This is a genomic window from Natrinema ejinorense (genome assembly GCF_002494345.1).
In the GTDB taxonomy this organism is placed as follows: domain Archaea; phylum Halobacteriota; class Halobacteria; order Halobacteriales; family Natrialbaceae; genus Natrinema; species Natrinema longum.
The window spans coordinates 78,020-100,582 of the sequence record NZ_NXNI01000002.1 but is presented as its reverse complement, the minus strand read 5'-3'; the positions used below and the strand labels follow the sequence as shown (position 1 = coordinate 100,582).

Sequence of the window (22,563 nt, the reverse complement as noted above, 5' to 3'; positions counted from 1 at the left end):
GCGAACGCGCCGGCGTAGTTGCGATCGCGCCACTGCGTTCGCTCACGCAACCACCTCCAGTACGTGGACGGTCGCACTGGCGACAGTGCCGCCCGCATTGTGTGCGAGGCCGACGGTCGCGTCCTCGAGCGCGTCCGAACGAGGATGCGTTCCCTCGAGCAGCGAACTGACGGCCGCGATCTGGGCCGCGCCGGTCGCTCCGACCGGGTGGCCCTTGGCCTTCAGGCCGCCCGAGAGGTTGACCGGAAGCGAACCGTCCCGTCGTGTCTCGCCGTTTGCGGCCGCATCGATCGCCTCACCGTCGCCGTACAGACCGAGCGCCTCGAGCGCGAGAACCTCGGCGATCGTGAAGCAGTCGTGGACCTCGGCCAGGTCGATGTCGTCCGGGTCGATCCCCGCCTCGTCGTACGCCATCTCCGCCGCTTCGCGGGTCGCCGGCGTCTTCGCCAGGGAGTCACGGTCCTGCAGCGCCATCGTGTCGCCGCCGTGTCCGGACCCGGTGATAGCGACGGCCGCGTCGAGTCCGTGGTCGGCGGCGTACGACGGCGACGCCAGCACGACCGCGGCCGCGCCGTCGCTGATCGGACAGGCGTCGTACAGTCCGAGCGGGGCCGCGATCTCTTGTGCCTCGAGCACGTCGTCGACCACGATCGACTCCTGGAGGTGCGCGTGATCGTTGCCGAGGGCGTTGTCGTGGTTCTTGACGGCGATCGCCGCGAGATCCTCGCGGTCGCCGCCGAACGTCTCGAAGTACGCCCGCGCCAGCAGCGCGTAGGCCGCGGGGAAGGTGACACCGGCCCGAATCTCGAAGAGGTCGTCGGCGGCACGGGACAACCCGTCGGTCGCGCCGGCAGTGCCCATGTTGCTCATCCGTTCCATTCCGCCGGCGACGACGAGGTCCGCCTCGCCGCTGCGAACGGCCCGAACGGCGTCTCGCACGGCCAGTCCGCTCGAGGCGCAGGCGCTCTCGATCCGCCGTGACGGGGCAGTCGTGCCGAGCGCCTCCGCGGCGAGCGGGCCCTGGTGGCCCTGGTTCTCCGCCAGCGTTCCGACGAAGTTGCCGTAGTAGACCTCGTCGACGGCATCGGGCGGGAGCCCGGCGTCGTCGAGGGCGGCGCGGCCGGCCTCGGCGAACAGGTCTCGCCCGGTTCGATCGGGAAACGATCCGAACGCAGTCGTCTCTGATCCGGCGATGAAGGCTTTCGACATCTGCTACCATGCCGATCTTTCGGGGCCGGCGTGATATGTGTATCGTCCCCGTTCGGCCGGTGACGCCAGTCGTGGAGTCGGCACACTTATAATCGCCGTTGGACCACCATTTCACGATGGCTGTCGAAACAATCGATCGAATCGGCGTCGTTGGCGCCGGGACGATGGGCAGTGGTATCGCACAGGTCGCCGCCACCCACGGCTACGATGTCGTGATTCGCGACATCGAGACCGAGTTCGTCGAGGACGGCTTCGAAACCATTGACGATAGTCTCGGCCGCCTCGAGAGCCGGGACGCACTCGAGGACGACCCCGAAACGATTCGCGGCCGAATCGAGGGAACGACATCACTCGACGATCTCGCGGATTGCGACCTCGTCGTCGAAGCGGCGCTCGAGGACCTCACGGTCAAGCGGGATATCTTCGCGGACCTCGAGGACGTTTGCGACGAGGACGCGGTGCTCGCGACGAACACGAGCACGCTGTCGATCACGTCGATCGCGTCCGACCTCGAGCGCCCCGAGCGCGTGGTTGGCCTCCACTTCATGAACCCCGTTCCGGTGATGGAGGGCGTCGAGGTCGTCGTCGGTGAGAAAACGACTGACGAGATCGTCGCTCTGGCACACGAGATCGCCGACGACCTCGAGAAAACGACCTGGGAGTCCGACGACAAGCCGGGATTCGTCACCAACCGCATCCTGATGCCGTGGATCAACGAGGGGATCCGCGCCTACGACGAGGGTGTCGCTACCAAGGCGGACATCGACGCCGGAATGGAACTCGGGACGAACGTTCCGATGGGGCCGCTGACGCTCGCCGACCACATCGGACTCGACGTCTGTCTGCACGCCACCGAGACGCTGCACGAGGAACTCGGCGATCGCTACAAACCGGCCTATCTGCTCAAGCGCAAGGTCGAAGCCGGCGACCTCGGGAAGAAGACGGGCGAAGGGTTCTACGAGTACGACTAGACGGCCAGCGGCCGATCGTCGCACCGGCCTCGCTTCCTGCGGTCCGGATTCCCTGACGCAGGCGGTTCGAGGCGGCGCGAACTGGTTTGTCCGAGACCGTCGGTACTCGAGGGGAGCGACTCCCGGTGTCGGAAGAGGGTGGAGGTCAGTCGGATTAATCCGTGAGGTGGCGCGCGATGATTTTCTTCTGAATCTCGGAGGTTCCCTCGTAAATCGTCGTGATCTTGGCGTCCCGGTAGTAGCGCTCGACGTCGAAGTCCTTGGTGTAGCCGTAGCCGCCGTGGACCTGGACGGCCTCGTTGGCGACGTCGACGGCCGTCTCGCTGGCGAAGTATTTCGCCATGGCCGCCGACATCGGATCGACGCCGTCCTCGTTCTTGCGGGCCGCGTCGCGGGTGAGCAGCCGGGCCGCCTGAACGTTCGTCTGCATGTCCGCGAGCTTCTGGCCGATCGCCTGGTGTTCGACGATCGGCTGGCCGAACTGTTCGCGCTCGTTGGCGTACGCGACGGCCGCGTCGAGCGCCGCCTGGGCGACGCCGACGGCCTGGCTCGCGATCGCGATTCGCCCGCCGGTCAGGATCGAGAAGGCGGCTTTGAGCCCGGCACCGACCTCTGTCAGGCGGTTCTCGGCCGGAATACGGACGTCGTCGAAAATGAGCGTCGTCGTATCGCTCGCGCGGAGCCCGAGTTTGTCCTCCTTCTTTCCGACCTCGAGCCCGTCGACGTCTTTGGGGACGAGGAACTGCGTGACGGTATCGGGATCGTCGGCGTCGGTCTTGGCGAAGAGGACGACGACCCCGGCGCGTTCGCCGTTGGTGATCCACTGTTTCTTCCCATTGATGACGTACTCGTCGCCGTCCTTTCGGGCCTCAGTGCTCATCTGGGCCGGGTTCGATCCCGCGTCGGGTTCCGAGAGGGCGAACGCGCCGACGGGGCGGCCGTCGACCATCTCCGGTAGCCACCGTTCCTTGTGGGCCTCGGAGCCGAATTGTCGGATACACGAGGTCGCGAGACAGTGAACCGACAGCGCCGTCGCGACCGCGAGGTGGCCGTAGGCCAGTTCCTCGTTGATGAGACTGTAGGTCACCTCGTCGACGTCGAGCCCGCCGTACTCCTCCGGGACGGTCATCCCTGTGAAGTCCAACTCCGCGAGTCCGTCCCAGACGTCTTCCGGGAACGTCTGTTCCTCGTCGAGTTCGCGGACGTTCTCGCCGACTTCGTTCTCGACGAAGTCGCGGATCGTGTCTCGAATGAGCTCCTGTTCACTAGTCAGCTCCATACGGGCACATTCGCGAGCGGGGTACTAAAGCGTGCGATCCGTCCGCAATAGATAGGTAGAAATGGGCGTCGTCCCCAGACACGGACGTATGACAGTCTTGCAGCCCAGAGACGCAGCCATCGGACGGATCGAGGACGGGGACACCATCGGCGTCGGCGGGTTCGTCGCGGTCGGTATTCCGGAGTACCTGCTCGAGGGACTGGGCGAACGCTACGCCGAGACCGGCTCGCCCGGCGACCTCACGCTCTACCACCCTGCGGCCGAGGGGGACCGCCAGGGGCGGGGTATTTCCCACCTGGTCCAGGACGGGATGATCGAGCGCACCATCGCCAGCCACTGGGGATTCACACCGGACCTGATGGAACGGATCGTCGAGAACGAGGTCGAAGCGTACAACTTCCCGTTCGGCGCAATGGATCACCTCCTCCGCGACACCGCGGCAGGGAAACCCGGCACGTTCACCCACGTCGGTCTCGGCACGTTCGTCGATCCGCGACAGGACGGCGGGAAGGCAAACGACGTTACGAACGAGGATCTCGTCGACCTCGTTACGGTCGACGGCGAGGAGTACCTCTTCTACGAGTCGGTGCCGATCGACGTCGCGATCCTCCGCGGGACGACCGCCGACGAGAACGGCAACGTGACGATGGAGCGGGAAGCTCTCGAGTCGAACGTGCTGGCGATGGCCCAGGCGGCACACAACTCCGACGGGACCGTTCTGGTCCAGGTCGAACGCATCACCGAGACGGGTACGCTCGACCCGACGGACGTGGTTATCCCGGGCGTGCTCGTCGACGCGGTCGTCGAAGCGCCTGCCTCCCATCACCCACAGACCTACGCTGAGCCGTACAACCCCGCCTACAGCGGCGAGATCCGCCCGCCAGCCGGGGGCGCTGGCGATAGCGACAACGACTCGGTCGACGATCTCGACGAGCGTACAATCATCGCTCGCCGAGCCGCGATGGAGCTGTCGGCCGACTCCGTGATCAACCTCGGCGTCGGCGTTCCCGAACGCATCCCCGAGGTCGCCACTGCGGGCGGCATTGCCGACGAGATCACTCAGACCGTCGAATCGGGGCCGATCGGGGGCTCAGCCTCCGGCGGGATCAGCTTCGGAACCGCCAGCGGCCACGAGGCGCGGGTCAGTTCGACCCAGCAGTTCGACTTCTACGACGGCGGCGGGCTGGACTACGGCTTCCTCGGGATGGCCCAAGTCGACGGCGACGGCAACATCAACGTGAGTCGCTTTGGCTCTCAACTGCCCGGCTGTGGCGGGTTCATCAACATCACGCAGAACGCGAACCAAGTCGTCTTCTGTGGCACGCTCACGACGGGCGGCCTCGAGATCAGCGCAGGCGACGGCGAACTCTCGATCGAACGCGAAGGCGACCAGCCGAAGTTCCTCGAGGCCGTCGAGCAGATCACGTTCAGTGGGGAGTACGCACGCGAGATCGACCAGTCGATCGTCTACGTCACCGAACGCGCCGTCTTTGAACTCCGCGAAGACGGGCTCACCCTCGTCGAGGTGGCCCCAGGCGTCGACCGCGAGGCGGATGTGCTCGACCGACTCGAGTGCACCCCGGTCGTCGCGGACGACATCGCTGAGATGGATCCGCGGTTGTTCCGCGCCGAGCCGATGGATCTGACCGACGCGATCGAGTAAGCGCGGTCGAAAACAGTTAACTTCCGACACGCCGAATCGTCGATCGACATGCCGGATTACGAGAACCTTACCGTCGATCGCGACGACGGCGTCGCGACGGTAACGCTTGCGAGCACCGCCGGTCGGAACGCGCTGACCCTCGAGATGGCCGACGAACTGATCTCGGTCGCGTCGACACTCGGAGCCGACGAGTCGGTGCGATGTATCGTTCTGACCCACGAGGGCGACTTCTTCGGTGCCGGGGCCGATCTCTCTCAGCTCTCGGGTGACGCGTCCGACGCGGCGACACTCCGCACACTGGCCGGCCGTGCTCACGAGGCGATCGTCGCGTTCCACCGCACGGAGACGCCGGTGATCGGCGGGATCAATGGCATCGCCGCCGGAATCGGGTTCAGTCTCGCCCTGTTGCCGGACCTCGTCGTGCTCGGGGAAGACGCGACGCTGAAGTTCGCCTACACGGGGATCGGTCTGACGGGCGACGGCGGGGCCACGTTCCTCCTCCCGCGGCTCGTCGGCCTGCGAACCGCGACGGAAATCGTCCTCAAAGACGAACCGATCGGCCCCGAGGAGGCTGTCGAACTCGGACTCGCAACCGAGGTCGCGCCCGCAGACGAGTTCGACGACCGCCTCGACTCACTCGCGAGCGAACTCGCGTCGGGACCGACGACGGCGCTCGGGACGACCACTCGACTACTGACCGACAGCTACGAGCGCTCCCTCGAGTCACACCTCTCCGCGGAGACCGACGCCATCGCCGCAGCGGCCCGGACGGAGGACTACGAACGCGGACTCGAGGCATTCCTCGCCGACGAGGAGCCCGACTTCGTCGGCCGGTAGGTCCAACACCCACGAACCGGGTGGGTGATTCCGGTGTTCCGAGATCATATCGTCACTAGAGAATGATTTATCAGACCGACCATCGAAGGGGACGCATGCATCTCGGGCTAGTACTGCCACGGACTGCGTCGCACGATCCAACCGACCTCGCCGTCGACGCCGAAGCGCAGGGGTACGATTCCGTCTGGATGGGCGAACTCTGGGGAACGAGTTCCGTGATCAAGCTCTCGGAGATCGCCGCCCGAACTAACGGAGTCGAGATCGGAACCGCAATCGTGAACGTCTTTTCGCGGACGCCCGCTGTTCTAGCGATGACCGCGGCGACGCTCGATCAGGTCGCTGACGGCCGCACGTCTTTCGGTGTCGGTACGAGTACCCCGACCGCCGTTGAGAACGTCCATGGGATGCCGTTCGAACGCCCCGTCCGCCGTTCTCACGAGACCATCGAGGTGATGCAGGAGATTCTGGGGGGCAACGAACCCATCGACTACGACGGGGAACTGATTGCAGTCAACGGTGTGCCACCGATTGATCGAGACGTCCCGATCTATCACGCGGCGCTCGGACCGGCGAACCGTCGCGTCGTCGGTCGCCTCTGCGACGGCTGGATGCCGCATAACATTCCCTTCTCCGGTCTTGAGGACGCGTTCGAAACCATCGAGGAGACGGCGCGCAAGGCAGAGCGCGATCCCGACGAGATCACGATCGCCCCGTACGTCCCGGCGGCGGTGAGCAACGACGGGACAGAAGCCTACGACGCCGTTCGCGGTCACGTCGCTTACTACGCCGGCAGCGCAGACGGATATCGGAACGCGATTTCGACGGCGTTCCCTGACCGCGCCGAGCGCGTCGCAGATGCCTGGCGAAACGGTGATCGGGATGCGGCTGCCGATCTCGTCACCGACGAGATGGTCCACGAACTCGGCGTTGCGGGAACGCCCGAGGACGCGCGCCAGCGACTTCGCGATCTCGTCGCCGAGACCCCGGTCGATCGACCGCTGTTGACGATTCCCGAGCAAGCGGCCGACGATCTGGCCGAGGGGACGATGCAAGCGCTCGCTCCGGTCGCGAACGAATAGCAGCCGAAAGGGGGTCGCTCGGTTCTCAGACGTAGTCTAGGTTCACCTGCGTCACGTTCGCCGCTCGCTTCGCGACGTCGGCGATCTCGGTCCGTCGGTCCTCGTCGAGTCGGCTCCGCGGGCCACAGACGCATATCGCCCCACGGATCCGATCTTCCTTGTCACGGATCGGTGCCGCGATACACACCATCCCCGCGATACGCTCTCCAACATCGATCGCGTACCCCTTGCCGTGGACCTCCTCGAGTTGCTCGAACAGCACGTCTGGATCCGTGACGGTCCGAGGCGTCACTTCGACCAGCCCGTGACGGTCGATAATCTCCGTGACGCGCTCCCTCGGCATGTGCGCGAGCATTGCCTTTCCCGGTGCCGTTGCGTGTAGCGGCATCCGAGCCCCCGGATACGCGAACAGATTGATTGCGTCCGGACCCTCCTGAACAGCGACGATTACCGCTTGATCGTCCTCTTCGATCAACAACGTGGCGTGTTCGCCGGTTTCTTCGGCGACGGTCTCGAGTTCGTCGCTGACCGCCTTATACACCTCCAGCCGGTGACATTGTCGGTGTCCGACCTCCAGAAACCGCGTCGTCGTCCTGTAGTCGGTGTCGTCCTTCGTGACGTACCCCGTCGTAATGAGTGCCTGGAGGTAGTCGTGAACGGTACTGACCGGCATGTCGAGGTCGTTCGCCAGCTCTGAAACCCCCCGCGGGCCGTTCTCCGCTAGCTCATCCACGAGTGTGAAGGCCCGCCGGACCGATTGATTCGATTGGTTCGTCATTGGCGTATCCAACGACCGATTCCCATAGAAAGCTTTCGACTATCTCGGAAGACTCTCCGAAGATAGTTTCGTGCGCTCGGTATCGATTGAGACCGATCTTCGGCGCTTCTGGCCGCAGAATATGACGATTTCGCTCTTCGGTTCGTGGGACAGTGCGAATTACGAGCGAGGTGTACAACCCTAACAGAAGAGCAGCAACGGCAGCTGATTCGAAATAGTTGAATCGGCATTGGGCAGTATCTTGCTGGCCTCGTTTTCCAATATCGCGTAACGTTCGTTAGTCTGGGTCGGTGATCGAGTAATCACGTACGCCGTCATCGAACCGACGTGATCGTCAGGAGCGTTCAGAGAACGTTTTCGACCAGCGCGGACAGAGTTTCGGATTCGATTGGGAGGTCAAATCGATATACAGGTTCGGTAGCCCTCGAGCACGAGTAATTCCGGAAATTCCGGCTTTCGAAATCGTCGGAAAGTGTCCAGAGAGCTACTAACTGGCTGTCCCGGAGAGCGATTACAAAAGTACATATGTAAAACAATGGTGGCCTGTTCGAATCCCCGGTCACATTTCCGGTGGTCTTCTGAAGCGGAGATGGTGTCTTCGACTCAGGAAATCCCTCATCGACGTGAAATCCCCTCAAACGTTTGTCGGTGTACCACTCAACGCCACCACCGGTCCGACAGATAGGTAGGAATAGTGCCTTTTACAACCACACTGTTGTAATTTGTTGAAAAACTTCTCGTAGGGCGGCAGTGTTCTAGTTGGGCGAGTTCGAGAAGCGAGCGGGTCGTAGAGTGCGTTTGAACCAACGCCCACAAACCTGCCTAGCGAGAGCTACGCGGCGGAATTTGATCAATGTTGGGAGCTGAGTGGGTTGTGTATCGGTGCGCACTCCTCGAAATTCTCGAAACACCGCTACACGCTCGATCGACACATCGTTCTCCTGTATCTCAAAATTCGGAAGAACGGGGCGTATCGAATGCTCCTCGACGGACTCGTCGAGATGCCCCGCATTCGGAACGCGATCAACCTCACCGAACTTCCTGCGCCGTCAACGCTGTGCAGAGCGTTCGATAGGCTCGATCTGGCTGTCTGGCGAGTGCTGCTCGATCTCTCTGTGTCACTGCTCCCGACTACCGGTGTTGCAGGGATCGGCGCCTTGGGTTTCGACCGAAGTTGGGCCTCGAAACACTACACGAAACGCTCAAAATTGACGAGTCAGCAGTTAAAAGCCACGCCATTCGTCGAGACGAGAGCAGACGTGATCGTTGACCTCTCCGTCACAACGACCCGAAAACGCGATACGCAAATCGCACCATCACTCATCAACCGCACTGCAGCTGAAGCCGGTGTTTTGCTTGGAGACAAGGGATACGATGAGCAGCAGATTCGAGCAATGGCCCGAGAGGGCGGGATTCGTCCACTCAAACACCGTGAGTTCTCCTCACTGCAGAAAGCGTGGAATGCTCGGTTGAACGCCGAACTCCACGTAACGGAGCCAGACCGAAACGGTGAACTCTCGACCCAAGCGAAAATACGGTGCATTCGTCCGTTCACGACGCTGGTGGACATCGTGGACTCGCCCTCGCCCGTATCGTCCACAATCTCGACCGAATTATCTAATGAGCAGTACAGAGGAAACACATGCCGTTCGGTGCAGTCCGTATTTCATACAATAATCGAACGGATTCCTCATTTCAGTTTTACTTTGAACCCCCACTTTCCGTAATCCCCAAAACCGTGCTTCATTCGATACGAGCCCGGTTCCGGGCAGACTCCCTTGTAATTTCCAGCAATTCCGACTATCGCATATCGGTTTGTAATAGTCTCGGCGGGTTCGAGACTGGTCTTTTGGAACCCGTTAGCAGCGGAAAAATGCTTCAGGCGTGCACAGCCACGTGATGTGTCCAGTAATTGAGACTGTATATGCTCTTCTAGTCCAATTACAAGGTTATCGTCCTCCGAATATACCCTTTCTGGGAACGGCAACTCGCCGAAGCCGCCACCATACGTCCATCCCACAGGCTTTTTCCCCAAATTTGTGACTGTAATATCTAACTTCGGAACGTCAGTCTCCGTCAACTTCTCATCAAGGAGGGTGATCTCGAAGGATAACGGCTCGGGGTCGCAGTCCACAGAGGCAAGAGACAGGACCTGAGGGGTCCTACCAACATCAGTCGCAAAACAGCCACTCATAGCTGTGAGACAGGAACCACCGACGCCAGCAAGGAACCCACGACGATTCATAGTGCATCATATGTGATACTAGTTACAAATATTTACCGCCAAAACAAAACCGTTTGCCTCGCTCGTCTCTGTTCAGTTCGCACGTAGAGTGCGCAGTATTCTCACGAGATTAGACGTCTACAGAAGAGGATTCTAACAGAGCCGGATCGTTCAATGGTAACTGTCAGTGTTGCGACTCGCCACTTGGGCATCGTTCAGATGAGCTGGTTCCAGCAGTATGTGTCGCTCTGCAACCATCTTTCAGCGGCTGCTGGATCGGCGTTTCCGAATAGTTTCCAAACTGGGAGGAATATCGTTTTATCTCTTTGAATATACATTCGACAGCCTTCCGATCACCATGTGTTTCGTCTCGAAATCGGCGTCCAAGATGACGGAGTGCAGCTTCGAGTCACGGAGTTGAGTCGACGAGAAGTACGACATCGAAGACGCCGTGTTTCTCTTTGAACTCACTCAAAAACATCTCGGTAAGTGGTGTCGAACGTGCTGAATCGGGCTGGAAAAGGGGAAATTCGTTAGTGATCGGATCGACAACAACGTACCGCCAGTAGCGCTGCTCGTCGAGTTGGATCACGGTTCCGTCGAGCGTGACGTGATTCGGATTCTCATCAACTGCCGGCTGTCGATCACGCTTGCGAACCCGATCACGAACTGCCTTTCGACCGTGTTCGACACCGGACTTGTATAATTCCCGAACAGCATTCAAAATCGATAAGAGAGCGAGGTGGAGTCGAATACCGAGATCTATCAGCCGACGGGGTGTCTACTCACGTTCCACAAAACCCGAATCGATCCAAGCGCTACTACTGCAGAGGTATGCGATTGCTGTCATGCATCTGCTGACAATCGGCACGCCTCACTTTTCACGCTTCACGAAACACCACCATTGTGAGTACCGTCGATGGGGTGATTTGTACCGAGTTCAACGAGATTCGAAATTAGAGAAGGTCCGGCAGCTGTCGTGTGTTTTCGAGAAGGGCAGCCGCTCCGGTCATCTGTTGGGTCACCAAACGAGCGCCACGTTTTTATCAGGCGGTAGCGTCGATGCCAGCGTGGGACGCTATCATCCGGGAAAACACGACTCGTTTATCAAGTGTGACGTGCCTCGATGCGGGGCGAACAACGCTCCAGAGGGGTCCGCGGAGTACGATACGGATTGTTGGCGCTGTGGGGAATCCCTCGGTGGGAAACCCGAGCCGGGTGACGAAGTTACCGTCGACATCGTCGACGAGAAAGCCGATGGGACTCTCGTCTGCAAAACCGAGAGCGGATTCGTCCTCTTCCTCGAGGCGGATATCGTCGCGATCGAGGCTACGGTTCGAGTCACCGCCGTCGACGACACGCACGGGGAAGCGGAACTCGTCGACACGGAGTCGTAGCGATACGGGTGCCGTCGATCATCCGGCCCAGTCCTCCGAGTCGAAACAGGACGCCGGTCGGCTGTCGATTCCGCCGACTGGCTGGAACGGGGTTCCGTGAGAAAGCGGAGCTATAATTCACTTACTCGCGTCTTTCGGACGCCGCCGCGGATACGTTTGAAGTACCATTACCGGAAGGTGTCATAGAACAGTTCTCATAACTACCCGCGAACGGTAAGCGCAGGTGGAGTACTTAGCGCCTGAACTGACACTGGGTGCAAAAGGAAACCATCCTCGGACGCAGGGAATTGCTTCAACTTTACTATTCGCAGATGTAACTTAGTTTTGATTAATTTTGTTCCGATCCCGATAAACCTCCGCAAGTATCACACTCCATGTTACTATAGCTAAGAACGGGAGGTGCCATGACGGGAGAGAGATCTCTGTGAACATCAGGATATACGGATACGCGAATACTATCGTTAAGAGGGTAGCACCATATCCTACTGAGAGGAACGTTGGTTCAGGTGAGCGGTCGGACCATCCACGATATGCAAGAAAGAGCGCATATGGGCCGAGGACGAACACCTTTGTGATGAACATAACCACCTGCTCTATTCCCCCAATTGGGTCTGCCTGGCCTATTTTGACTATGAACTGATCTCCGGTAGAGTCTTCTACAGCAATATATCCATGATCATGACTTCCATCATTGGCTGGATGTGGAAACTCCTCATACTCATCGCACAGGAGTAGTGTGGGAGAGCAAACAGGTGGCTTCCCTAATGATTGTCTCCCAGAGCTGCTTGGTTCCTGTTTTTTCGCTTCTTCGAAGGCTCTTCGCTGGTTCTCAGAAAAATCCTCTACAGGAATACCACCATCACTTCCATGAGAGGCGTGGTCGATATATTCGTTATATGCCGCTGACGATTCGTGTGCAATAGCATAGTATTCGCTATCCCCACTATACGGTTTCGTGAGCGCACCGGAATAGAAGATAGTGCCTGTAAGGAGAATTGCGATAATGAGTGACCTCGACAGAATGGATCGCACTTTCATCTAAACAACAATCATCTAATTGATGGTAAGTGTTTTCTGGTACTTCGGTGTTCGGTCCGCACATACGGCGAACGGATAGTTCGGTCCAAACGGGGCGAAATGAACGCATTTCGAATTGTTCTACGACGCCCTCTTACCGATCTGTCCGTACGTGCCGGCGAGCCGCGTAGAGATGTCGCACCGCCCCCACGGTAAAGGCGAGCGCGCCGAGGATCATCGGCGTATCGCCGAGCGTTCGCGCCCACAGCAACGTCTGAATGCGGTCTCGCTCGTAGAACTCGAGGCTGCGGGCGGCGTCGTACCCGTCCCGATAGGCGGTTCGGAGCTGGGCGAACCCCACCGGGAGCAGGGACGCGACGGTCATGATCACGAGTCCGACGTTGGTCAGCCAGAACGCGCCACGGAACCAGGCCGGATCCCACGCGGCTTCGGGCGTGACGACGCGCAGGATGTACGCGCCGAGACCGAGCGCGAGGAGCCCGAACGCGCCGAACAGCGACGTATGAGCGTGAGCGACGGTCAGGTAGGTGCCATGTTCGTAGTAGTTGATGACCGGCAGGTTGATGAAGAACCCGAGGACGCCGCCGCCGACGAAGTTCCAGACGCTGCTCCCGAGGATGAACAGGAGCGGGAGCGTGTAGGGGAAGGATTCGCCCTGCGCCCGCAGGGATCGATATTCGCCGAGGCTCCGGTAGAGGACGAACACGAGCGGGACGAACTCCAGCGTCGAGAACGTCGTCCCGAGCGGGACCCAGAAGTCGGGGAGGCCGACCCACCAGTAGTGGTGGGAGACGCCGACGATGCCCGCCGCCATGATCGCGAACACTTCGAAGAGGATCGCCGTTTCGGCGTCCCCTTTCTCGATGAGTTCCATCGAGACCAGAGCGGCGGAGATCACGGCGGTGACGAAGAACTCGAAGACGCCTTCGACCCACATGTGGACGACCCACCACCGCCAGAACTCCGTGACCGCCATGTTCGTTTCGGGGGTGTAGAGCATGCTCGCGGCGAACATGAGCGCGATCGAGCCGCCCGCGTAGGTCATGAAGTGGCCCAACCCGGTCGCCGGTTCGTCCAGCTGGCGGACGCCACGCAGGACCAGCCCCGTCCAGCCGGCGAAGGCACCGAGCAGTCCCAGCTTCCAGAAGCGGCCGACCTCGAGGTACTCGAGACCCTCGGAGCCAAACCACCACCAGCGGTCGCCGTCCTCGGGCGACCCGAGTTTCCCGCGGGTTCCGAGCCAGACGCCCGCGAACGCGCCGACCGTCGCGAGGACGAGGACGGCGAGCAGTGCGGTCGTGCCCGCGGCCTGCCAGGGCGGATCGCGGTCGCTGAACAGCCCCGGGAGGAAGAGACCGCCCGCGAGCCACAGCAACGTGATCCAGAGGATGCCGAGGTTGACGTGCCAGGCGCGGCCGACCGAGAACGGGAGCAGCGAGACGACGTCGATCCCGAGCGCGTCCCCGATGCGATAGAAGCCGGTCCGTTCGACGTAGTAGTGTGCGAGCAACGCGCCGACGAGCGTCTGTGCGACGAACAACGCCCCGGCGACGGGAACGTACCACGCCGCGGCGTACTGAGTCGGCGTGATCGAGACCGCGTCGGGGGCGGGGACGTCGACGAGTTCGGTCGTCGGTTCGGCGAAGTCGAACGAGTGGTAGGCCCAGACGCCGGCACCGCCGCCGGCGATGAGCAAGACGACACTGATCGTGCTCCAGACCAGGACCTGCCCGGTGGGTCGTCGGTTCCCGGTCGCGGGCACGTACGGCCAGTCGTTCGTGTAGGAGTGATCCGAGCCGGGCCGGTTCGTGTGGGCCATCCACGCCGTCCAGCACGCGAAGTCGGCGATCCGCTCGGCGTGGTCGGCCGAGCCGACGAACCCCGACGGAATCCCGCGCTCGGGTGCGCCATCGTGGTAGCGATCGACGTACCGATCCCGAATACGGCGGTGCGCGTGGACTTCCGCCGCGGAGTACCGGGCGACCGATCCGTCGGGCGCATCCGCGTCGAGTTCCCGTTCGACGCGTTCCGCGACCGCTGCCCGCTCGTCGTCGGCGAGCCCCTCGAAGGTGTCCGCGCCTCGCTGGCGGGCGTAGTATTCGCGCATGAACTCGGCTTTCAACGCCAGGGCGTCCGCGGTGAGATCGACACCGAAGTACGAGCCGTTGCCGAGGATCGAGCCGAGGTTCATGAGCCCGTTGGCCTGAAACGCCTTCTTGCCGAGTTGGACGTGCTCGGCCGTGACGATCGCCTCTCCGTCCGGTCCCCGGATCTCGTCGGGGATCGGCGGTGCGCGCTCGTGGGATATCCACGCACCGAGTCCCATCGCGACGAGATTGGCGACGAACAACGCGACGAGCGCCACCGAGCCGGTCGACTCGGACCGAAGCGCGTCGAGGTCGACGCCGCCCCCAGTCTCGAGTAGCGGACTCGAGCATGCCTCGAGGAGGGCGCGTTCGAGCAGGGTGGTTTCGCTCCCCCCGTCAGTCAGCGTCGGCGAGATCGGGAGCAGACGGGCGAGGGATCGATCGCCCGCCACGGCGTCCGAGAGGAAGATCGTTGCCGCGAGCGCCAGTGCGGTCGCTGGTCGATCGGCCCCCTGTGCCGCTCCGATTTCGGTTGCGTCGCGCGACCGATCTCCCCGTCTCCGTGACTGGTCCTCGATTCCGGCGGCGTCGACCGACTGCTCACCGAGCAGTTGTGGCAGCTCCGCCCTCAGGGTTCGTTCGATCGCGTGGCCGACGACGACGGCGTCTCGCTGGAGGAGGTCCCCGACGACGGACTCGAGGGGCTGGTCGGTCTCGACGTCCAACTCCGCACAGAGGTGCGAGCAGGCGTCCGCCAGCGCGTGGTCGGCGGCGATCCCCTTCTCCAAGGGCGAGCCCGTATCCGAGTTCGACGCTGCCGACGCCTCTTCCAGTCCGTCGGCGACGAGCCGTTGGAACACTTCGTCCGGGGAAGTCTCCGCGGCGATCCGGTCTCGGATCGCGCTCAGGGTCTCGTCGTCCAGTCGAGTCTCGTCCAGGTCGTAGCGACGCAGGAACGAGTCGAGCCCACGCGCGAGCGGATCGTCGACGGCCGACTCGAGGTCGGCCGGCTTACCGCGTTCGTCGAGGCGACGATCCGAAACCCGGTCGCATAATTCGGTGGCGGCCCGTTCGACGAGTCGATCTCCCAACTCGCGCCAGGACCGCCGTTCGTTTCCGCCCCGACCGAGGACACCAGCGATACGTTCGCCGGCACTGGTCCGGACCCTCCTCGAGAACTCGGTGTTGCGTTCCGTCGCGGTCTCGAGGCGATCCGTCAGGTGATCGGTCGGCCGTTCTCGATCGGTACCACCGGTGGGAAGCCGCTCTGACAACACGTTCGTGAGGTCCATAGTCGATTCTGTTCACGTTCAGCATCGCTAGTGGGCTCGAAGCTGTGAAATAGTAGTATACCCGTCAGCTGCAGGCAGTCTCTCTCGCACGTCGGTGTTGATTGCCCGACGAGTGGGGAACATATTCGGCGGTAATAGATTGTGTTTGCGACGGGACCGTTCAGTATGGATTGTGGCGATCGGTCGAGACTCCCCGCTTTCACGCGGCGGCTGAACGATGGGCTGCTGTGCCGTTCGATCCGACGGACCCAGCTTCGGTCGGTGATGTATCGATGACCGCGGTCGAACGCGACTTCAGCGGCGGTCAGTGGCTGTATCGTCGTGCGGCGATCCTGTTGGGCCTGATCGGGGCGCTGGCAGGGTTGGCCGGTGGTACCGTCGAAACGGCTAGCGTACTGGCGCTCGTCGGCTATTTTACCGGAAAAACGATCCACAGTTTGGGCTGGACCCTCGCGGGGTCTAGCTGACTCCGTCTCGAGGGTACCCGCTGGGGTTCTACCGCATCGGAACGTCGCAGGTCCCCGAGACGAGATGTGCTCTCACCCCGAGCGACCCGCTCGCGCGCCTGAACGGCCGTCCCGATCGCCACGTCGTTCGAGGCGGGGTGGAGTAGCGTTCGTGACCGGGCGAATCGCCGCCACGAGGCGCGAACGTATTCCCGAACGGGACGCCGACAGCCCCGGCGTCCCGTCGCCGATCGACCACCGGATGGAACCGGCAACGCCTTCCTGAACAGGCGCTCGGCCGGAGAGGGGACGGGTTGCCGAACGGACCGGCCCGAATGAAGGCGGGCGAACATATTCGCCACCATCTTTTGGCGTACTCGCGGCTTCTCTCCGAGCAGTGATCCAACAGATGCGCATCTCGAAGGGGGCGCTGCTGGTCGTCATCGCCGTCCTCATCCCGTTCGTGGTCGAGTTCCGGACGGCCCTCTCGTGGTTCGGGATCACGCTCTCCGCCCTCGAGACTGCCGTCCTCGGAATCGCAGTCGTCCTCGCCGTACTGCTCTGGGCAGTGTGGCCCCCGTCCGAGACCACCGAGTCGGAGTCGGTTCGATCCGGCTAACTTCCCTTGACCTCGGCGGCCGGTACCCACGGGAGGGCCGGGGGATGAAGCCGTCCACCTCGAGCACGTCTCGGACCGGTGACGACGCAGCCGTCGGCGGTGTGAGGGCTCGCAGACTCCAATCGGGCCTCGGGACCGAATTAACTCTCTACACGGGTCGCCACGAGACACTCGTCGTCGTCCCCTCGAAGACGCTGACAGGCTTCGATGCGTGGCTCGTCGATCCGCTCTTGGAGCCGGTGAATGCCGTCTTCGGGCACTGTGTATCCGATTCGGTACGCAGTACGAGCGTCGATCTCGTACGCCAGGAGACGATCGAAAAAGGACGTGACGACGCACTGTCGCCACGCGAGCGACTCGGCGATCTCCGTTCCTCGAGCGGTCGTCTCGAGGCCGGCGTACTTCTCGTACTCGAGGAGTCCGTCGTCGGCTAGCGTCCCCGCCATCTCGGTCGCACTCGCGGGACTGATAGCCAGCCGGTCGGCGAGTTCGCCGGTTCGAACCTGCCGGTCACCTCGCGAGGAAAGCCGGGAGACGGTAAGCAGATACCACCCCGCTGTCGGGCTGAGCGAATCACGCGGTATGACCGTGTCGGGGATATCGGCCGGCGACGCTGCGGAAGTCATCGTTCGGTACGTACTCATATGAGACGTCGTGAAAGTCGTTTGCCGAATCCGTTCGTCTTCATTCGTTCCGATGCCGTCACCGATCCCTGCGTGGTTGCTATGGAAACCGATCCGCTTCGTCTCGCGTTACATCGGGCCCCACCCACAATCGGGGGATATTCTTAAGCAGCTAGATACTGAAGAATGCGATTAGGAAGCGGCAATGAACGATTTCACCGATCCGCGATCACCACTTCCCGAGTGGATCTTGGACGCGTACGATATCCTCTGTACGCACAGTCTCACGTCGGCCGATGGTGAAGACGTGCCGTCGGTCCCCCGGGAACGAGCGTTCGAGGTCCTCTGTAGTACCGATGAACTGACTCTCGAACCCGAGGACGCGGACTACGCACTCACCCGATTGCTCGAGCGGGGCTACCTCTACGAGGTCGACGGTGAACTCCGAGTCACGATCCCGGACCACTGAGACGGTCTCCTGTCCGTCAGTGCCGGTGGGATCGGGACCGCCCTGCGGCCCCACCGGGACATCGGGACAGCAAACCGTATGAGCGTCCTCGTCGTGACGGTCGGGTCCCAGTCGACGCCGCCTCCGAGGGAACACCTGATACATCACGGTCGTATACTACCCAGCGATCCAATACGAACGATTATGTGCGGATGTGAATAACTGACGCCCATGGGAACCCGACATCGGTTCACTGACGACCGACGGCGTCGGATCTACGAGTACGTAGAGCGCAACGGTGCCGTCGAACCCGAGTCAGTACGCCGAAACGTCCTGATACGACCGGAGACGGAATCCAAACCCGCACGGTCGGGATCGGATCTCGACCCGTCAGTGACGATGTCGACCGAGGAGTTCACCCACCACGTCTCCGTTCTCGAGCGCGACGGGTATCTGGACGAACGAAACGGCAAACTTCGCGTCGCCCTCCCGATGAACGCGGACGAGACGACTATCGAGTTCGACGATCTCGAAGCGATCGTTCGACCCGCCCAGCAGGAAGACATCACCGGTATCGTCGGCGCGATCGAGATGATCGCGACCGGGGAAACGCACGTCGTCGCCGCCAAACTGGCCGACGAAATCAGCCGCAATGAAGTGCTCCTGCGCCACAACGAGAGCGAAGATCGGGTGTTCTTCGTCGCGACCGTCGATGACGACACCGTCGGTTGGCTTCACGTCGAGGGGATGCGATTTCCGAATCTGGCACACACGGCCGAACTGACGGTCGGCGTTCTCGAACGCTATCGCGGAAACGGGCTCGGTTCGACGCTCATGGATCGCGGGCTCGAATGGGCCCAGAGTCAGGATTACCGAAAAATCCACCAGAGCCTTCCGGCGACGAACGAGCGCGCGATCTCGTTTCTCGAGGACCAGGGGTGGGCAGTCGAGTCGACCCGGGACGGTCACTACCACATCGACGGCGACCTCGTCGACGAGGTCCAGCTCGCCGTCTGGCCGAACGATTGACATCCTCCCCCGCACTAAATCGCGAGGTCAGTGAGACGACTGACCGCGTCGTGATGTTCACGGGAGATCGACCGCGGGTTCCGGGACGAGACGGTATCGCAAGCAGGAGCGACAACCCACTACTCCGTCGGAAGGTCGATCGCGATCGTCGTCCCGTCCACGCCGGCCGATACGAGACGGAGGGTCCCTCCGTGCCTATCGGCGACCCACTTCGCGAGCCAGAGGCCGAGTCCCGAGCCGTGCCGGAGTTGCGTGATCTCGCCGTCGCCGGCAACGACGGACCACTCCTCCTCGGGGATTCCGTGGCCGTCGTCGCTGACGGCGATCCGAACCGACGCGTCGGATCGGTCGGTCACGCTGATCCCGATCGTCGACCCATCGTCGGGCGTTCCGTACTCGATGGCGTTCTCGAGCAGTTCGCTGACGGCGTTCCCGATCGAGTCGTCGTACGGGACGCTGCTGGTGGTGGAGACGTCGATCTCTACAGCGACGTCCGATACGACCGACTCGACGACCCCCCTGAGTTGCTCCGCGAGTTCGGTTGGCGACAGCGAATCGGGGTCGACGTGGTCGGTCTGGAGGATCCGCTGTATCGACTGTGCCGTCTCGCTGGCGTCGACCAGCGATCGACCGGCCGCTTCGATGACCGCCGCGTGTGACTCGATCTCCTCGTCGTCGGTCGCTGCTCGGACGAGTTCTGCTCGGCCGAGGATGACGGTCGTCTGATTGCGCAGGTTGTGCCGCAGGAGGCGATGAAGTACCCGCAGATGGGTGCCCTGCTGTCTGACTTCGGTAATGTCGGTCAACACGACGAACGCCCGCTCGCCGTCGTCGTGCTGGTAGGGGACGCTCCGGAGGAGATAGAACCGAACGCCGCTGTCCGTCTGGACGCGAACTTCCCGCTCCACCGCCGCTCTCGTCTCGTGGATCTCGTCGAGTGCGTCCCCGACGGCGGCTGGGATCGCGTCGCTGATCGCGTCCAGGCGCGCGTCCCGCAGTTCGTCCTCGTCGACGGCGACGAGGTCGAGGAACCGATCGTTCGCCGTGGTGATTTCGGTGCCGGTGTCCTCGAACGCCAGCTCGACGAGCGGGTCGGTCAACGTCCCGAACAACTCGGTGAACCGGCGGCGCTGTCGCGACGCCTCCTGTTTGGCCATCCGGAGTTCGCGGATATCCTGCACGGTTACGACGACGCCGTCGCCGTCGGGGTCCTCGAGCGGGGCGACGGAAATCCGGGTCGGGATCTCGAGCCCCTCGCGAGCCACGAAGTCGGTTTCGGTGGCGTAGGAGCCATCGGTTCCTGCCGCGAGGTGCTCGGCGACCGTCTCGTCCGCGAGGACGTCGGCGATCCGTGTCCCGACGAGCGCCGAGCGCGTCGTTCCGAGCATGGCGGCGAACGATTCGGTGACGAGCGTCACTGCGCCGTCGGCGTCGAGGGTGAAGAGGAGGTCGTTGGCGTTCTCGACGACGGCCTCGTATCGGCGTCGCTCCTGGTCCCGTTCGACGCGTTCGAACACGGACTCGGCAGTCGTCGTCAGTAACTCGAGGAACTGCCGCTCGTCTCTCGTGAACCCGTCGCCGTCGTCGTGCCCGACGCTGAGCGTTCGGTTCTCCCCGATGGGGAGATACGTTCCCGCATCGATCGACGTGGTGTCGATGTGGTCGAGGGCGTCGACCTTGACGACCCGATTCTCGGTGAACGCCGTTCCGACGGGGCCTTCGTCGGCGTCGTACCGCGGTCGGTCGCCTAGCTGCTCGCGGACGGTCTCGGGAACCGCGATCGGGACGAGCTCGTCGGTCGCCGGATCGTACTCGCGGACGACCGCGCCGGTGGTTTCGATCGTGTTCATCGCGACGTCGACGACGCGTTCGGCGACGTCCGTCGGCGTCTCCGCGGCGACCATGTCCTGTGTCGCTCGCAGGAGATTGTTCAGGATTCGTTCTCGACGCCGCTGGCGGCTGATGTCTCGGAGCGTCCCGACGGTCCCCGCAAACGAGCCGTTCTCGAGGGGGCGCAGCGTCATCCGATCCGTACACGGGACTCGCTGGCCGTCCTTCGTGACGAGATCCACGTCGAGCTTTGCGATCGGCATCTCGCCCGTTTTCGGTCCGTCGTACTCCCTGCGGAGTTCCCTGAGAGCGTCCTCGGCTCGCTCGACGGTTTCGTCGTCCTTGATGTGGTGTACTGACGAGCCCAGTAGCTCTTCCCTGTCGTACCCGGCCATCTCGCAGAGTGCATCGTTGACGAACGTGAACCGCCCCTCGTCGTCGAGGATGTAGACCGCGTCCCCGACGGTCTCGATGAGATACTCGTACATCGCCTGGTCGGTTTCGGACTCGCGGCGGGCGGTGATCTCGCGGACGTAGACGGAGAGCCGTCCGTCGTGGGGGTACAGCGTCACGTCGAACCAGCGCCCGTCCCTCGTCGAAACCTCCGTGCTGAGGACCTCCGTAGCGGTTCGTGCCCGTTCGACGGCCTCGCGAACGTCGTCGGTCGTCCACTCCGAGAGCACGCGCCACACGGGGACGGTCAGCAGCGTCTCTCGAGTGCGATCGAAGAGGTCCGCGGCCGCGCTGTTGAGATACGTGATGCGGTCGTCGGTGTCGAGTTCGAGGATGGCGTCGTCGATTTGCTCGACCGCTCGCACCGCCGCATCGCCGTCGCCGACGTCGGCGTCTTCAGACGCGTTTGTCCCCGATTTGGCTGGCGTCGACAGGAGACGCGATAGTTTCGCGACGAGCAGATCGAGTGCCGCGCCGGGCCGCCAGGTGATCGCATCGAGGGCACCTGCCCGAATAGCGTCCCCGGCCGCCTGTGGATCCGGTGTCACCCAGACGGTCGCCTGCTCGAGCCGTGTTGGAACCGCGTCGACCGTCGTTGCGAACACGACGGCACTGGATCCATCGGTGGCGGTCGTGTCGGAGGAGAACGCCTCGATATGGCGCAGACTATCGAACGTAATGTCCGTCTCCGAAGACAGGTGGTCGAGCGCCGCTTCGATCTCGTCACGCTGGTCTTCGTACCCGCTGTCGTAGTACGGACTGCTAGTGGGGGAATCAGTCTGTGGGAACTGCGACATTCATCTCTGAAAGGGATTCGTCCACATCGTCTAATACTATTTGGTAAATTCCGTCCCCTCTCGTCCCCGAGAGTCACATGACGGCCCCAGCTCGAGTGTCTCACCGAGCTCTTCCGCTTGGTCCCCCAACCGTGAGGTGGCTGCGCGGCTATACGCCAACCAGGAGACCGATGAGTGATCCCGACCTCCTGAAAGAGCGGATCGTCGAAGAACTCGAGCGGGAGCGACAGACCCACAAGTCACTCAGGCTCACGCTGTCGGAGAAGTACGATTACAGCGAGGAGGCCGTCAGTCGGGGAATCTCGACGCTCCACGATGCGGGCGTGATCACGCACGACCAGGGATTCTTCGAACTGACGAATAACTAAGAGCGCAGTTCCCACCGACAACTGCGTCCGCGGCAGCGACGACGGCGTAGTGATCCCACACACCGGCCAGTTGCTCTCGAATCGAAGCTCACAACA

Annotated in this window: 19 protein-coding genes; 11 read left to right on the top strand and 8 right to left on the bottom strand. The window is 62.3% G+C overall.

Annotated features, from left to right (window positions below; all coding sequences use genetic code 11):
* Positions 1-42: 42 nt before the first annotated feature.
* Positions 43-1,209 (bottom strand): thiolase C-terminal domain-containing protein, encoded by a 1,167-nt coding sequence (locus CP557_RS19970; RefSeq protein WP_097381791.1) that lies wholly within the window; start codon positions 1,207-1,209, stop codon positions 43-45.
* Positions 1,210-1,325: 116 nt separating this feature from the next.
* On the opposite strand from CP557_RS19970, the gene CP557_RS19965 reads away from it, so the two are divergent.
* Positions 1,326-2,180 (top strand): 3-hydroxyacyl-CoA dehydrogenase family protein, encoded by an 855-nt coding sequence (locus CP557_RS19965; RefSeq protein ID WP_097381790.1) that lies wholly within the window; start codon positions 1,326-1,328, stop codon positions 2,178-2,180.
* 154 nt (positions 2,181-2,334) lie between these two features.
* Here the strand turns inward: CP557_RS19965 and CP557_RS19960 are convergent, their stop codons facing one another.
* Positions 2,335-3,459: an acyl-CoA dehydrogenase family protein gene (locus CP557_RS19960; RefSeq protein WP_097381789.1), complete on the bottom strand. Its 1,125-nt coding sequence runs from the start codon at positions 3,457-3,459 to the stop codon at positions 2,335-2,337.
* Positions 3,460-3,547: 88 nt separating this feature from the next.
* Here CP557_RS19960 and CP557_RS19955 point away from each other — a divergent pair, with 88 nt between their 5' ends.
* From CP557_RS19955 to CP557_RS19945, 3 genes are all read left to right on the top strand, one after another.
* Positions 3,548-5,122, top strand: a complete 1,575-nt coding sequence (locus CP557_RS19955) for an acyl CoA:acetate/3-ketoacid CoA transferase (protein ID WP_097381788.1) — start codon at positions 3,548-3,550, stop codon at positions 5,120-5,122.
* 48 nt (positions 5,123-5,170) lie between these two features.
* Positions 5,171-5,959: an enoyl-CoA hydratase/isomerase family protein gene (locus CP557_RS19950; RefSeq protein ID WP_097381787.1), complete on the top strand. Its 789-nt coding sequence runs from the start codon at positions 5,171-5,173 to the stop codon at positions 5,957-5,959.
* 95 nt (positions 5,960-6,054) lie between these two features.
* On the top strand, positions 6,055-7,038 hold the full coding sequence (locus tag CP557_RS19945; RefSeq protein WP_097381786.1) for an LLM class flavin-dependent oxidoreductase: 984 nt from the start codon (positions 6,055-6,057) through the stop codon (positions 7,036-7,038).
* A 25-nt stretch (positions 7,039-7,063) separates the two neighbouring features.
* On the opposite strand, the gene CP557_RS19940 is transcribed toward CP557_RS19945, so the two are convergent.
* On the bottom strand, positions 7,064-7,816 hold the full coding sequence (locus CP557_RS19940; protein WP_097381785.1) for an IclR family transcriptional regulator: 753 nt from the start codon (positions 7,814-7,816) through the stop codon (positions 7,064-7,066).
* A gap of 977 nt (positions 7,817-8,793) precedes the next feature.
* On the opposite strand from CP557_RS19940, the gene CP557_RS19935 reads away from it, so the two are divergent.
* Complete coding sequence (locus CP557_RS19935) at positions 8,794-9,543, top strand: transposase (RefSeq protein WP_342746482.1); 750 nt, start codon at positions 8,794-8,796, stop codon at positions 9,541-9,543.
* On the opposite strand, the gene CP557_RS22305 is transcribed toward CP557_RS19935, so the two are convergent.
* Positions 9,507-10,061 (bottom strand): hypothetical protein, encoded by a 555-nt coding sequence (locus CP557_RS22305; RefSeq protein WP_143825106.1) that lies wholly within the window; start codon positions 10,059-10,061, stop codon positions 9,507-9,509. The two genes, CP557_RS19935 and CP557_RS22305, sit on opposite strands and share 37 nt — an antisense overlap.
* Before the next feature lie 1,049 nt (positions 10,062-11,110).
* Between CP557_RS22305 and CP557_RS19925 the strand changes: the two genes are divergently transcribed.
* Complete coding sequence (locus CP557_RS19925; protein ID WP_097381784.1) at positions 11,111-11,437, top strand: TRAM domain-containing protein; 327 nt, start codon at positions 11,111-11,113, stop codon at positions 11,435-11,437.
* Positions 11,438-11,755: 318 nt separating this feature from the next.
* On the opposite strand, the gene CP557_RS22300 is transcribed toward CP557_RS19925, so the two are convergent.
* Both CP557_RS22300 and CP557_RS19920 read right to left on the bottom strand, forming a co-directional pair.
* The gene (locus CP557_RS22300) at positions 11,756-12,475 is read right to left on the bottom strand and encodes a hypothetical protein (RefSeq protein WP_143825105.1); all 720 of its coding nucleotides are present in this window, start codon (positions 12,473-12,475) and stop codon (positions 11,756-11,758) included.
* A gap of 133 nt (positions 12,476-12,608) precedes the next feature.
* Positions 12,609-15,854, bottom strand: coding sequence for a nitric-oxide reductase large subunit (locus CP557_RS19920; protein WP_097381783.1), 3,246 nt, complete (start codon positions 15,852-15,854; stop codon positions 12,609-12,611).
* A gap of 272 nt (positions 15,855-16,126) precedes the next feature.
* On the opposite strand from CP557_RS19920, the gene CP557_RS19915 reads away from it, so the two are divergent.
* Entirely contained in the window at positions 16,127-16,321 is a 195-nt protein-coding gene (locus CP557_RS19915; RefSeq protein WP_097381782.1) for a hypothetical protein, read from the top strand.
* A gap of 388 nt (positions 16,322-16,709) precedes the next feature.
* Positions 16,710-16,919, top strand: a complete 210-nt coding sequence (locus CP557_RS19910; protein WP_097381781.1) for a CbaC protein — start codon at positions 16,710-16,712, stop codon at positions 16,917-16,919.
* Positions 16,920-17,059: 140 nt separating this feature from the next.
* Here CP557_RS19910 and CP557_RS19905 read toward each other — a convergent pair whose 3' ends face one another.
* Complete coding sequence (locus CP557_RS19905; RefSeq protein WP_245853121.1) at positions 17,060-17,563, bottom strand: metal-dependent transcriptional regulator; 504 nt, start codon at positions 17,561-17,563, stop codon at positions 17,060-17,062.
* Between the two features lie 184 nt (positions 17,564-17,747).
* On the opposite strand from CP557_RS19905, the gene CP557_RS19900 reads away from it, so the two are divergent.
* A complete protein-coding gene (locus tag CP557_RS19900) occupies positions 17,748-18,011 on the top strand; it encodes a hypothetical protein (protein ID WP_097381780.1) in 264 nt (87 codons plus the stop codon).
* Between the two features lie 210 nt (positions 18,012-18,221).
* Positions 18,222-19,019: a GNAT family N-acetyltransferase gene (locus CP557_RS19895; RefSeq protein ID WP_097381779.1), complete on the top strand. Its 798-nt coding sequence runs from the start codon at positions 18,222-18,224 to the stop codon at positions 19,017-19,019.
* 119 nt (positions 19,020-19,138) lie between these two features.
* On the opposite strand, the gene CP557_RS19890 is transcribed toward CP557_RS19895, so the two are convergent.
* Complete coding sequence (locus CP557_RS19890) at positions 19,139-22,099, bottom strand: PAS domain S-box protein (RefSeq protein ID WP_097381778.1); 2,961 nt, start codon at positions 22,097-22,099, stop codon at positions 19,139-19,141.
* Between the two features lie 170 nt (positions 22,100-22,269).
* Here CP557_RS19890 and CP557_RS19885 point away from each other — a divergent pair, with 170 nt between their 5' ends.
* On the top strand, positions 22,270-22,467 hold the full coding sequence (locus tag CP557_RS19885; protein WP_097381777.1) for a hypothetical protein: 198 nt from the start codon (positions 22,270-22,272) through the stop codon (positions 22,465-22,467).
* Positions 22,468-22,563: the final 96 nt, after the last annotated feature.

Coding starts and splice junctions, on each gene's coding strand:
- CP557_RS19970 (WP_097381791.1), bottom strand. CDS start 1,209: ATGTCGAAAGCCTTCATCGCCGGATCAGAGACGACTGCGTTCGGATCG.
- CP557_RS19965 (WP_097381790.1), top strand. CDS start 1,326: ATGGCTGTCGAAACAATCGATCGAATCGGCGTCGTTGGCGCCGGGACG.
- CP557_RS19960 (WP_097381789.1), bottom strand. CDS start 3,459: ATGGAGCTGACTAGTGAACAGGAGCTCATTCGAGACACGATCCGCGAC.
- CP557_RS19955 (WP_097381788.1), top strand. CDS start 3,548: ATGACAGTCTTGCAGCCCAGAGACGCAGCCATCGGACGGATCGAGGAC.
- CP557_RS19950 (WP_097381787.1), top strand. CDS start 5,171: ATGCCGGATTACGAGAACCTTACCGTCGATCGCGACGACGGCGTCGCG.
- CP557_RS19945 (WP_097381786.1), top strand. CDS start 6,055: ATGCATCTCGGGCTAGTACTGCCACGGACTGCGTCGCACGATCCAACC.
- CP557_RS19940 (WP_097381785.1), bottom strand. CDS start 7,816: ATGACGAACCAATCGAATCAATCGGTCCGGCGGGCCTTCACACTCGTG.
- CP557_RS19935 (WP_342746482.1), top strand. CDS start 8,794: ATGCTCCTCGACGGACTCGTCGAGATGCCCCGCATTCGGAACGCGATC.
- CP557_RS22305 (WP_143825106.1), bottom strand. CDS start 10,061: ATGAATCGTCGTGGGTTCCTTGCTGGCGTCGGTGGTTCCTGTCTCACA.
- CP557_RS22300 (WP_143825105.1), bottom strand. CDS start 12,475: ATGAAAGTGCGATCCATTCTGTCGAGGTCACTCATTATCGCAATTCTC.
- CP557_RS19920 (WP_097381783.1), bottom strand. CDS start 15,854: ATGGACCTCACGAACGTGTTGTCAGAGCGGCTTCCCACCGGTGGTACC.
- CP557_RS19915 (WP_097381782.1), top strand. CDS start 16,127: ATGACCGCGGTCGAACGCGACTTCAGCGGCGGTCAGTGGCTGTATCGT.
- CP557_RS19910 (WP_097381781.1), top strand. CDS start 16,710: ATGCGCATCTCGAAGGGGGCGCTGCTGGTCGTCATCGCCGTCCTCATC.
- CP557_RS19905 (WP_245853121.1), bottom strand. CDS start 17,563: ATGAGTACGTACCGAACGATGACTTCCGCAGCGTCGCCGGCCGATATC.
- CP557_RS19900 (WP_097381780.1), top strand. CDS start 17,748: ATGAACGATTTCACCGATCCGCGATCACCACTTCCCGAGTGGATCTTG.
- CP557_RS19895 (WP_097381779.1), top strand. CDS start 18,222: ATGGGAACCCGACATCGGTTCACTGACGACCGACGGCGTCGGATCTAC.
- CP557_RS19890 (WP_097381778.1), bottom strand. CDS start 22,099: ATGTCGCAGTTCCCACAGACTGATTCCCCCACTAGCAGTCCGTACTAC.
- CP557_RS19885 (WP_097381777.1), top strand. CDS start 22,270: ATGAGTGATCCCGACCTCCTGAAAGAGCGGATCGTCGAAGAACTCGAG.